At 70.1% G+C, this 10,643-nt stretch carries 9 protein-coding genes and 1 pseudogene; 1 reads left to right on the forward strand and 9 read right to left on the reverse strand.

Going from position 1 to position 10,643, the window contains the following annotated elements:
- A partial coding sequence (locus VGV13_19725; protein HEV8643315.1) for an FAD-dependent oxidoreductase occupies positions 1 to 509 on the reverse strand: 509 nt, incomplete at its 3' end.
- A gap of 44 nt (positions 510 to 553) precedes the next feature.
- Between VGV13_19725 and VGV13_19730 the strand changes: the two genes are divergently transcribed.
- Complete coding sequence (locus tag VGV13_19730; GenBank protein HEV8643316.1) at positions 554 to 1,204, forward strand: hypothetical protein; 651 nt, start codon at positions 554 to 556, stop codon at positions 1,202 to 1,204.
- Positions 1,205 to 1,213: 9 nt separating this feature from the next.
- On the opposite strand, the pseudogene VGV13_19735 reads toward VGV13_19730, so the two are convergent.
- The 8 genes and pseudogenes from VGV13_19735 to VGV13_19770 form a co-directional block, all read right to left on the reverse strand.
- Positions 1,214 to 1,513, reverse strand: a pseudogene (locus VGV13_19735) (TlpA disulfide reductase family protein).
- A gap of 12 nt (positions 1,514 to 1,525) precedes the next feature.
- Positions 1,526 to 1,834 carry a hypothetical protein gene (locus tag VGV13_19740; protein HEV8643317.1) on the reverse strand — a complete coding sequence of 103 codons (309 nt, stop codon included), beginning with the start codon at positions 1,832 to 1,834 and terminating at the stop codon, positions 1,526 to 1,528.
- Positions 1,835 to 1,858: 24 nt separating this feature from the next.
- Positions 1,859 to 3,568, reverse strand: a complete 1,710-nt coding sequence (gene soxB, locus VGV13_19745; GenBank protein ID HEV8643318.1) for a thiosulfohydrolase SoxB — start codon at positions 3,566 to 3,568, stop codon at positions 1,859 to 1,861.
- 261 nt (positions 3,569 to 3,829) lie between these two features.
- On the reverse strand, positions 3,830 to 5,131 hold the full coding sequence (gene soxA, locus VGV13_19750) for a sulfur oxidation c-type cytochrome SoxA (protein HEV8643319.1): 1,302 nt from the start codon (positions 5,129 to 5,131) through the stop codon (positions 3,830 to 3,832).
- Positions 5,128 to 5,460: a thiosulfate oxidation carrier complex protein SoxZ gene (locus VGV13_19755; GenBank protein HEV8643320.1), complete on the reverse strand. Its 333-nt coding sequence runs from the start codon at positions 5,458 to 5,460 to the stop codon at positions 5,128 to 5,130. The genes soxA and VGV13_19755 overlap by 4 nt, the downstream gene beginning before the upstream one ends.
- 7 nt (positions 5,461 to 5,467) lie before the next feature.
- Positions 5,468 to 5,965 carry a thiosulfate oxidation carrier protein SoxY gene (soxY, locus tag VGV13_19760; GenBank protein ID HEV8643321.1) on the reverse strand — a complete coding sequence of 166 codons (498 nt, stop codon included), beginning with the start codon at positions 5,963 to 5,965 and terminating at the stop codon, positions 5,468 to 5,470.
- A 67-nt stretch (positions 5,966 to 6,032) separates the two neighbouring features.
- The gene (locus VGV13_19765) at positions 6,033 to 8,849 is read right to left on the reverse strand and encodes a molybdopterin-dependent oxidoreductase (protein HEV8643322.1); all 2,817 of its coding nucleotides are present in this window, start codon (positions 8,847 to 8,849) and stop codon (positions 6,033 to 6,035) included.
- A 34-nt stretch (positions 8,850 to 8,883) separates the two neighbouring features.
- Positions 8,884 to 10,446, reverse strand: coding sequence for a 4Fe-4S dicluster domain-containing protein (locus VGV13_19770; protein ID HEV8643323.1), 1,563 nt, complete (start codon positions 10,444 to 10,446; stop codon positions 8,884 to 8,886).
- Positions 10,447 to 10,643 lie beyond the last annotated feature (197 nt).

Consider the following 10,643-nt stretch of genomic DNA (forward strand, 5'->3'; position numbering starts at 1 on the left):
AGCTCGACGGCGCGGCTTTCCTCCAGGACGGTCACGTTCGGTCGCGCCTGCACCTGCTCGGTGAGCCGGTTCATGATCTCGATGCCGGTCAGATCGCCCTTGTGGATGGTGCGGTCGTGGCTCTGCCCGGCGAACGGCTTCTGGTGGATGCGCCCCTCCGGCGTGCGGTCGAAGAAGCAGCCGTAGCGCGACTCCAGCTCGAGCACGCGGCCCGGCGCCTCGTTGACGAGCGTCCACACCATCTCCTGGTCGTTGATCCATCCCCCGCCCTGGAGCGTGTCGCGAAGGTGGGCGTCGAGCGAATCGGGCGCGGTGAACACGGCGTTGTAGCCGCCCTGGACCATGCGCGTGCAGCCGGCGCGGCCGAGCAGTCCCTTGACGACCACGGTGACGCGCAAGGACGGCGACGCGTCGGCGGCGTGGAGAGCCGCGCAGAGCCCGGCGCCCCCGGCGCCGAGGATGAGGATGTCGGTTTCGAGACGCTCGATCACCACCCCGGACCTTACCATTTTGACCTCGGCGCGCGTCGGGTCTCGGGTAGACTTGATCCGCCATGAAAATGACTCGCTTCCTCGCGACCGGCGTCTCCGTCGCTCTCGTGTTGGCCATTCCGAACATCGTGACAGCGAAGCCGGAGGTTCAGGGCCAGGTCGACTTTTTCGGCGGTGACGGGGTCCTTCGCAGCGCCGAGTTCGATGCCCGGATCGACAATTCCGGCGCCGCCGAGGGGCGGATGATCTTCATCGACCCGTCGGCCGCGGCCGAGTCGGACCCGGACGGTCCGGGAGAGGCGGTGGCCGGGGCTCAGGGTCTTCTGATCGACGCCGACTTCGATTGCCTGGTGGTCACGAACAACCGTGCGGTCATGAGTGGCGTCATCGTCGACTCGAACACTCCGGAGCGAATCGGCCGACGCATCCTCGTCACCGTCGAAGACAACGGACGGGGACGAAGGTCACCCCCGCGCCGCTTGACCTGGGGCATCTATCCGAATCAAGCCAGGAACTGGACTCCGACCGACGGCGAGCTGGGGTTCGATCCCGGAGCGGGGACGAGCTGGCTCGCCAGCGACGCCGAGCGTGAGGACGACGTGCCGGTGCCCTCGAATCGCAGCGAAGCCGTGAGCTGCGACAGCTTCCCGCCCGGGTCCCACACGCTGGTCGACATCGGGCGAGACGACGGCAACATCCGGGTCAGGCCGTGACGTCGCTCCTCACGGCCCGATGAGGCGGGCCAGGAGCGCGTGGCCGCGCTCGGAGGTCCAGGGCTTGTTGCCGAGCGCCTTGCCGACCAGTTTGCCCTCTCGCGAGACGACGAACACGGTCGGCGTCGCCGTCACCTCGTAGTCCCGGGTCACCGCACCGGACGGATCGAGCAGGATCGTGAACGAGAGCCGTTTATCCTTCGCCCAGCGCGCGACCACGTCGGGAGTCTCCTGGATGTCGATGGCGAGCACGGCCAGGCGCTCACCGTATCGCCGCTGGATCTGTTCGATATCCGAGGGTAACTCCCTCGTGCAGTACGGTCACCAGGTGGCCCAGAAGTAGAGCAGTGCCGGGCGCCCCTTGAGGTCGGAAAGCGCGACCCGCCCGCCGGCGAGGCTCTCGAGCGCGAACGGCTTGGCCGGCGGGCCGTCCAGCGGGGTGATCAGGAGATCCATCATCAGATCGTGGACCGAGTCGCCGGCGGCCGTCGCCCGCCCGGCCATGGTGACCTGTCCCGTGGTCTTGCCGGCGTCCGTCGCCGTCGCCAGCGGCCGCGTCGGCGGGCTCGACACCAGCCGCAGGCCCAGCAGCGCCACCAGTGCGGCGCCCGCGGCGAGGGCGAGGGACATCGGGCGTGTCATGAGGCGCCTATCTTAGCCCGGGCCGCGCTGGCGGGCGAGGGAGACGACCTTGACGCGGGCGCGGGGCTCGATCCTGACGCGCTTGACGCTGCGCAGGTAATCGGCGACCACGTCCCACACGGGCGGTCCGTCGGCCTCGCCGAGGCTCGCCCAGCCGGTGGCCTTGTAGCGACGCGCGGGATCGAGCGGGCGGCCGCCCACGCGGATGTCGGTGATGCGCCGGCCCATGGGCCGTTGGGGGTCGATCACGTAGGTGAGGCCTCCCAGTCGCACCATGTCTCCGCCCTGGCGGTAGTACGGGTCGGGATGGAAGAGGTTGTCGGCGACGTCCTCCATGATGCGGTGGATCTCGCTTCCGGTCATCTCGCGAACCCAGGTGTTGGCGTAGGTCAGCGCGGTGTGCGAGTAGACGTCCTCCAGCGTGATTTCCTGGCCAGGCAGGATCGTGACGCCCCAGCGAAAGCCGGGGGAGAACGCCACCTGCGCATCGGCGCGCCCGAGGAGCGCGTCGAGGATCACCTCGTCGAACGGGCCGTTGAAGTTGCCGCGGCGGTAGAGGAGCGATTCGGAGACGGCCAGGCGCTCGCTCAGCCGGGCTTCGTGGTGGGCGCGGATGTCGCGGATGAGCCGGGCCATCGGGGGATCCTCCGGCAGCGCCTTCGACAGCACGGGGATCAGCCGGTAGCGGTAGTCGGCGAGGCGCCCGCCGCGGACGTCGAGGTCGAGCCGGCTCAAGAACTTGCCGTGCGAGCCGGAGTTGACGACGAGCGTCCGGCCCACCCGGATCGGCTCCACCAGCGCGTCGTGGGTGTGGCCGCCCAGGATCACGTCGAGCCCGCTCACCCGCGAGGCCAGCTTGAGGTCGACGGCGATGCCGTTGTGGGAGAGCAGCACTACCACCTCTGCCTTCCGGTCGTCGCGCAGCTCGTTGACGAGCCGCTGCACGTGGTCGTCCCTGATGCCGAAGGTCAGATCGGGCACGAAGCGCCGCGGGTGCGCGACGGGCGTATAGGGGAACGCCTGGCCGATGACCCCCACCCGCACGCCGCCCACCGCCCGGATGGTGTAGGGTCGGAAGACGGGATCGCCGAAGCCCAGCTCCATTATGTTGTGGGCGACGAAGTCGCCGGCGAAGAGCCCGCCGCGCTCGCGGTCGCCGAAGAGCTCCCGGACGCGGTCGATGCCGTAGATGAACTCCCAGTGCGGCGTGAAGACCTCCACGCCGAGCTCGTTCATCGCCCCCACCATGTCGGCGCCGCGCGTCCACAACGCCGTCGCGGATCCCTGGATCGTGTCGCCCCCGTCCAGCAGCAGCGTCCGGCCCGGGCGCTCCAGGCGGATGCGCTTGACCAGCGTCGCCAGATGGGCGTAGCCCCCCATTCGGCCGTAGCGGACGGCCAGCCGGGAGAAATCCACGTGCGTGTAGGCATAGGCCTCGGGCGTGCCCCGCCTGAGCCCGTACGCGTGCAGAGCCGCCTCGCCGGTGACGTAGGGCGGTTGGCCGCGTTCGGCGCCCACGCCCAGCAACGTGTCGGGTTCGCGGTAGAAGACGGGCCGCAGCGCCGCGTGGGGATCGGTCATGTGCAGCAGCGTCACGTTACCCAGCGGAGCGAACTCGAGCAGGCGCGCGGGCGCGTCGCCGGCTTCCAGATCGCGCGGGCGCAGGCCCAGCCCGCCCGCGATCGCCAGGAGCTTCAGCAGATCGCGGCGGGTGACCTCCATGTCGTCAGTGCCGGATGCCGGCCGACGGCATCGGCTGCACGCTGCCGCGGCAACGCCAAGGAACGAGCATCACGAGGCCCCGCAGTGCGAGCCGCAGGACGGCCGTGGCGCTGGGCGAGCCGCAGGGCGGCCAGGGGCTGGGGCCCCTGCGCCCGAGGCGAGCGGATCCACAGAGCCCCACGCGTCCGAGGCGAGCCCTGAACTCGGAGTGGAGCCGACCGGACCGAGAACGAAGTGAGGCGAAGTTCATTGGCGTTGCCCTCAGTGGCGGATGCCGGGGACGCTCAAAGGCTTGCCATTGTCGAACGACGTCAGATAGAGCTCCAGCTCCGCGTACTCGACGGCGTCGGCGGCCAGCATGTTCGTCCCCAGCGGCGTCATGCACCACTGGAAGCGCTTGCGCATGTCCCACACCTCGCCGCGGTCCGTTCGCCAGGTGGGGAAATGGCGGGTGAGCCCGGCCGTCACGTTGCCGAGCAGGCGCCCGCCCAGGAACTTGTCGGCACCCTTGTCGGGCGTGTGGCAGTCGGCGCAGGCGTGGTTCCGCTGGCCGACGCGCTTGTAAAAGGTCGCCTGGCCCCGCGCCAGCGCGGCGCGCGCCTGGGGGCTCGTCACGTCCACCTGGACGGGCAGCCCGTTCGACGCCATCTTGATCAGGATGGTGGTGGCGAGGTTCCCGGCGCTCTGGGCGAGCAGCGGGTGGCCGGTCGTCTCGGGCCCGTGCGCGGCCAGGAAGTCCTCGAGGCTCATCACGCGCCGATACGCCTTCACGTACTTCGGGTAGCGCGCGGCCACCCCCTTCATGGCGCCGGCGGGACCCCCGCGGTGGCAGTCGGCGCACGCGCGGCCGGCGGGCCCCTTCGCGCTCCACAGCGCCTCGGCATCCTCCTCCGCCAGCAGCAGTGCCGGGTTGTTCGTCGGGTCGAGGTTGTCGCCGAAGCCCACGGGCTTCGGGCGGGTGAACGGATTGCGTTCGGGATCCTTCTCCGGCGGCAGCGGCCCCTTGAGGGACTGGAGGAAGGCGACGAGATGCACGATCTCTTCCGGGGTGAAGATCCCGGCCACGCCCCAGGGGGGCATGGCTGTGTTCGGGAAGATCACGCGGGGATCGTAGATCTGCTGATAGAGATACTGGTCGGGCAGCCGGCGGTCGCCGATCGTCGAGAGATCGGGCCCGACGCTGCCGGCGGGCCAGACGTCGGCGCCGGGAATCAGGTGACACCCGGCGCACGGTCCCTTGGCGCGGGAGAGAAAGAGCGCGCGCCCCTTGGCGGGATCGCCGGCGAGGCCCCCCGGCATCGCGACCCGGGCGATGGGAAGCTCGGGGTGCCCCTCGTCGTAGGCGTAGGTCCGGAACGTGCCGAAGTCGCGCGTGGTCCAGCCCTTGTAGCGAATCTGCTCCCGGCGCCCGTCGGGCGAGGTCCGGACCTCGCCGCGCGCGGGTGCGACGGCGCGGCTCTCCCATTTCGGGACGGGGGAGTCTCGGGGAGCGTCGGTGGCGGCGGTGGCGCAGCCGGCGGCGAGGACGGCCAGCGCGCTCAGGCGGCGGGCCAGTCGCTTCAAGACAACCTGATGTCGGCCGTGCCCTCGTACTTCCCGCCGATCGTGTCCTCGAAGGTGACCTTGAGCTGGCCAGGGTCGGTCGCCCGGAAGGTGAACACGAAGGAGGGATTCTCGCTCACGCTCTGCGTGGCGTCGAACGCGACCACCGTCTTGCCCAGGTAGGTCGCGACGATCCGATTGACGTAGTTGTACCGGCGCTGGATGATCCGGCCCTGTTGGTCGCGCTCCACCCGCTCCATCGGATGGATCACGAGCGTCCGCACGCGCACGATGTCGCCGGCCTTGATGCTGGAGGGCACCCGGATGCGGACCTTGCCGATGTCGGACATCTCGCCCCTACCCGCCGCAGCCGCCGACGGTGACCTTCACCTCGCGCTTGACCTGGAGCAGGGCGCCGTCGCTCTGCTCCACGATCGCCCGCACGTCCCCCGTCTCGCCCAGGCGCACCGTCGCGCCCACCGAGGCCTGGCCCGCCTCCGGCACGAGCGTCGCCCGCGTGATGATGGGGATGCGGTTCCGGTCGGCGACGATGTAGATGTGCTTGACGTAGTTGTTCGGGGCCATCGGCGAGCTGACCTCGACCGACACCGGGACCACCGCACCGTTCTCCGCGATCAGGGGCACGTCCAGCTTGATGATGCCGGCCCCGTCCTTGATCGGACGGCTACCGAAGAGGCGCTGGAGCCCGTCCTGCACCGTCTCCTGGAGCCCGAACTGCTGAGCCCGGGCGCCTCGCGGCACCGCCAACGTCAGCGCACCGGTCGCGCCGGCCGCGCCCAGCACGCCGAGCGTGCGCAGCACCCGCCGCCGACTGATCCGCCGATCGCCCGTCATCCGCCCGCGCCTCCTGCATCGAAGTATACCTCTCGACCGTGCAGCGCACCGACCCTTCCCTCCCCTCTCACGGCGGGAGGCGGTACGCGGACGGATCGGGCTTGAACGCGCGGGGCAGCCAGAGCGGTCGGCGCAGATGGTCGGGCCCCGGCGCCGGCCGGGCCAGGCGCAACCATTCGCGATAGATCTCGTGCGCCTTGTCCGTGTCCACGAAGATGTCGCCGTACTGATCGGCGGGTTCCGCCTTCGACACCCGCACCTTTTGATGCCAGCAGTGCTGGCCGCTGACGGGATCGGGCTGGACGGGGAACGTCAGGTTCTGGTTGACGCCCGCCTCCTTCCACCAGATCCGCTGGGAGTCCGGATCCGCGCTCGCGAACGGCTCGATGCCGTGCACCTGGCGCATCCGCCACCGGCCCGGCGCCACCTGCCGGAGGTCGACCAGCGCGGTGGACCAGCGCTCGCCGCCGCTCTCCTCGCGCAGCCGCCAGCGGCCCAGGTGATGCGAGCACGCGATGATCCCCGGGCGCATGCCTTCGGTCACCCACACGCGATCGACGAAGTACCCGATCGCCGTGCTCACCTTGACGAGATCTCCCGTCTTCACCCCGACCCGCTCGGCGTCCTCGGGGTGGATCCAGATCGGGTTGGTGTGGGAGATCTCGTAGAGCCACTTCGCGTTGCCCGAGCGCGTGTGGATCAGCGTGGGCAGCCGGAAGGTCGGCAGCAGCACCATCTCGCCGCGGGCGCGATCGATCTGCGACCAGTGGACGTGGCTGCGGATGTAGCCCGGCACCGCCTGCTCCGGCCACTTCCAGGCCTTGAGGGTCGGGGAGAAGAACTCGAGCTTGCGCGACGGCGTCGGGAACCCGACCCGGGCCACGCCTTCGACCTCGATGCCGACGGCCTGGCCGCCCTTCTCGACGATCTTCGTCGCGGGATCCACGCTCGCGCCCTCCAGCTCCGTGGCGCTGGGCGTCTGCTCGTGATGAGCGTAGACGCCCTCCTCGATCAGGAAGGCGCCGTACTTGCGCATGTACTGGAGCGGCGTGAGCCCTTCGGCGGCGGCCGCCGCCGGCAGCCCGGGCACGCTATGCTCGAAGATCCAGCGGTAGAACTCCTCGATCCGCAGCTTCTGCCCGGCCCGGTACGGCGACTCGAAGTATTTCCGGATGCCCAGCGCGCCGTCGGGATCGATGCGCCAGGAGAGCTCGATCCAGAACTCGTCCTCCTCCCACACCTGGCCGATGCCCGCGGCCTCGTGGGCCTGCCACGTCCATTCGAAGCTCTGGCCCTGGCGCTCGAGCATGAGGCGGAGCACCGGTTGGCGGAAACCGATCCAGCGCGCGGCGTGCGTCTCCTGGGACATGAGATCGTGGCGCTCGGAGGCGTGGCCCATCGGCAATACGAAATCGGCGAACCACGCCGTCTCGCTCCAGACCGGCGTCAGGCACGCGTGGCGCTCGACCTTGGTCTCGTCGGTCAGCATCTCGATCCACGACATGCCGTCGGGGTTGGTCCAGACGGGGTTGTAGACGCGCGTGAAGTACATGGCCAGCCGGCCCCGCCCTTCGCGCAGGAAGTGCGGCAGGAGATAGCTCATCTCGAAGAAGGCCAGCGGGTACTCCCGCGGCATCAGGAGCTCGTTCCACACCCTGGCGGGCGGCGGCATCAGGGGCGGCGCCGGGACGGCCTTGTGCCACGCGTTGGGCGCGGTGCCGCCCTCCGTGTCCACCGCTCCCATCAGCACGACCAGGAACTGGAGCGCCCGCGCCACCTGCCAGCCGCCGAGATTGCCGGCGGCCGTGTTGCGCCAGATGTGCGTGGCCAGCGCCTCGCCGGCCTGGCCGAGGGCGCGGGCGACCTCGACGATCGTCCCCGCGTCCACGCCGCTCTCGGCGTGCGCGAACTCCGGCGTGTAGGGCGCGTAGAGCTCGTCGAGCGCCCGCTCGAAGGCCTCGAAGGTCACCGGCAAATCGGGCCGCTCGGAGCGGAGGTACTCCTCCCAGTTGACCCACCGGCGCACGAACTCGCGGTTGTAGCGGCGCTCCTTGAGGAGGACCTGGGCCAGCGCCAGCAGCAGCGCCCCCTCCGAGCCCGGCCACGGGGCCAGCCACCAGTCGGCCATCGAGGCCGTGTTGCTGAGCCGCGTGTCGATGACGCAGACCTTCGCCCCCCGCATCTTGCCCTCGATGATGCGCTGCGCGTGGGGGTTGAAGTAGTGACCGCTCTCGAGGTGCGAGGAGAGCAGCAGCATGAAGCGCGCGTTGGCGTGGTCGGGCGAGGGCCGGTCCATCCCCATCCAGAAGGCATAGCCGGCCCGCGCGCTGGACGAGCAGACGTTGGTGTGGCTGTTGTGGCCGTCGATCCCCCAGGCGTGAAAGACACGCTGCAGGTAGATCAGCTCGTGGCCGGGCCGGCCCAGGTGGTACATGATTTCCTGCGGCCGCTTCTCGACCAGCGCCCGGCGGATGCGGGCGGCGATGTCGTCCAGCGCCTCGTCCCACGTCACGCGCTCCCACTGGCCCCCGCCGCGCTTGCCGACGCGCCGGAGCGGGTAGCGGATGCGCTCGGGGTCGTCCACCTGGTTCAGGGTGGCCGGGCCCTTGGCACAGTTGCGGCCGCGGCTGCCGGGATGGGCGGGGTTGCCCTCGAACTTCTGGATCCGCAGCGTCTGCTTGTCGACGTAGGCGAGAAGGCCGCAGGCCGCCTCGCAGTTGAAGCAGATGGTCGGGATCAGCGCATAGCGGCGCTTCACCTTGCGCGGCCAGGCCACCGGATCGTACTCCTCCCAGTCGTCCCACCGGTCCACGGGCGGATAGCTGGCGAGCCCGCCGGCCGGAGGCGGCAGCTCTCTGGCGGTGGGGCTCAGCGGCTCGGGCATCGCGCTCACGATGGGACGGCCCCGCTCGATGAACTCAGCTCAGCGGGATCGACTGCCCCGCCTGCACCCACAGGTCCTCGTAGATCCAGAGGCCGGCGAGCGAGAGCAGGGCGCTCAGCGACGTGGGCACTGCGGATTGAGAAGCCGCGCCTGCCATCAGCAGGGCCAGAGGCGCCACGATGCCCGCCGCCACGACGCCACCCCACAGCCGCCGTCCCCAGCGACCACGCGTGAGGAGCCGGGCGGCCGCGGCGGCCTCGTAACTGGGGTGCCGGCTGAAGAGCTCCATCAAGACGAACGCCGCGTGGGCCAGGAGCGCCACGAACAGAAGCGGACCGAGCGCGTGGAACGGCGGGCGGGCGGCCCACCCGCCGTTGACGAAGTCCGGCGCGGTCGAGAAGTGCCAGCCAGGGACCACGAACAGCAGCGCCGCACTACCCGCCACCAGGGACGCCACGATGAGGTGTGGCAGCTTCAACGATGTCTGCCAGAAATCGCGGCCTTCGGCCTGACCGAAGAGAAAGGCGCTGTAGCCCGCTGCGGCCAGGGCGAGCAGGACGGCGGCCAGGCCGAGCGGCCAGGGGACGGCCTTGCCGTCGAGCGTGACCAGAAGCGAAAGGCCGACCACGACGCCGAAGGCGATGAGGATGAAGGCGCCCCACACGAGCCACGACCGCCAGTTCGGCTTGACCAGGATATAAAGGAAGCGCTCGGGGCGCTTGAGATCGAGGATCAGCAGCGCCGTCGTCAGCGCCAGGAACACGAGGCTCAGCAGCGGCGCCACCTGCGTCGCCAGCGCTCCGCTCAGCGCCAGCGTCCCGACCAGCGTGGTCCCGGCCGCGATCGACTTCGTCCACAGGTACGCCGAGACCTTCCACCCCCACGGTCGGGGCATGTGCGGCACGTCGTACACGGGACGGCTCCGCGCGCCGTCGCCGAGGTGTCCGCTGTCCGGGAGCGAGGCGACCATGTTGACGAGCGACAGCTCCTCGGACGGGCGCTCCGCCCAGGCATACCGTTCGGTCGGCGTCTGCAGCGACGGCGTGAGGGCGCTGGTGTCGGCGCCCAGGTAGAAGACCTTGGGCCGGGTCCCCTGCTCGGCTTTGCGGACCTGCACCGGCTCGGTGGCGACCAGCCGGGCGATCCGGCTCGTCGGGTCGTCGAGATCACCGGCCACGATCGCTTGCTCCGGACAGACGATGACGCAGGCGGGCTCGAGCCCGACCTCGATCCGATGGGCGCAGTAGTGGCACTTCGCCGCCGTCTGGGTGCTGGGATCGATGTAGAGCGCGTCGTAGGGGCAGGCCTGCAGGCAGGACTTGCAGCCGATGCAGCGCGCGCCGTCGAAGTCGACGATGCCGTCCGGCCTCCGGTAGAGGGCCACCGTGGGGCAGATCGTCACGCAGGGCGCGTTGTCGCAGTGGTTACATCGGAGGACCGAGAAGTAGCGGCGCGTATGCGGGAACGTCCCGCGCTCGACGTACTTCACCCACGTCCGGAACGCGCCGAGCGGCACCTGGTTCTCTTCCTTGCAGGCCACCGTGCAGGCGTGGCAGCCGATGCACTTGCGCTGATCGATCACGAAGCCATACCGCACGGACGCGCGAGCCTCCTGGACCGCGGATGAGGCGCTATTGTAGTCGGCCGCGCCGCCTAGGCCAAACGGGGAGGGCCGCCGGCGCCAGGACGACGGCGCTCAACGGGCGCCTGACGGCGCGGCGGGGCGTCAAGGCATTACTGGAACAGCACGTCCCACCACACGCGGACCCCGGTCAGGACGATGATCACCAAGAG

Source organism: Candidatus Methylomirabilota bacterium, assembly GCA_036001065.1.
Lineage (GTDB): Bacteria > Methylomirabilota > Methylomirabilia > Rokubacteriales > CSP1-6 > MNEF01.

Bases quoted from the DNA above. Each gene is read 5' to 3' on its own strand.
- VGV13_19730 (HEV8643316.1), top strand. From the start codon at position 554: ATGAAAATGACTCGCTTCCTCGCGACCGGCGTCTCCGTCGCTCTCGTG.
- VGV13_19740 (HEV8643317.1), bottom strand. From the start codon at position 1,834: ATGTCCCTCGCCCTCGCCGCGGGCGCCGCACTGGTGGCGCTGCTGGGC.
- soxB (HEV8643318.1), bottom strand. From the start codon at position 3,568: ATGGAGGTCACCCGCCGCGATCTGCTGAAGCTCCTGGCGATCGCGGGC.
- VGV13_19755 (HEV8643320.1), bottom strand. From the start codon at position 5,460: ATGTCCGACATCGGCAAGGTCCGCATCCGGGTGCCCTCCAGCATCAAG.
- soxY (HEV8643321.1), bottom strand. From the start codon at position 5,965: ATGACGGGCGATCGGCGGATCAGTCGGCGGCGGGTGCTGCGCACGCTC.
- VGV13_19765 (HEV8643322.1), bottom strand. From the start codon at position 8,849: ATGCCCGAGCCGCTGAGCCCCACCGCCAGAGAGCTGCCGCCTCCGGCC.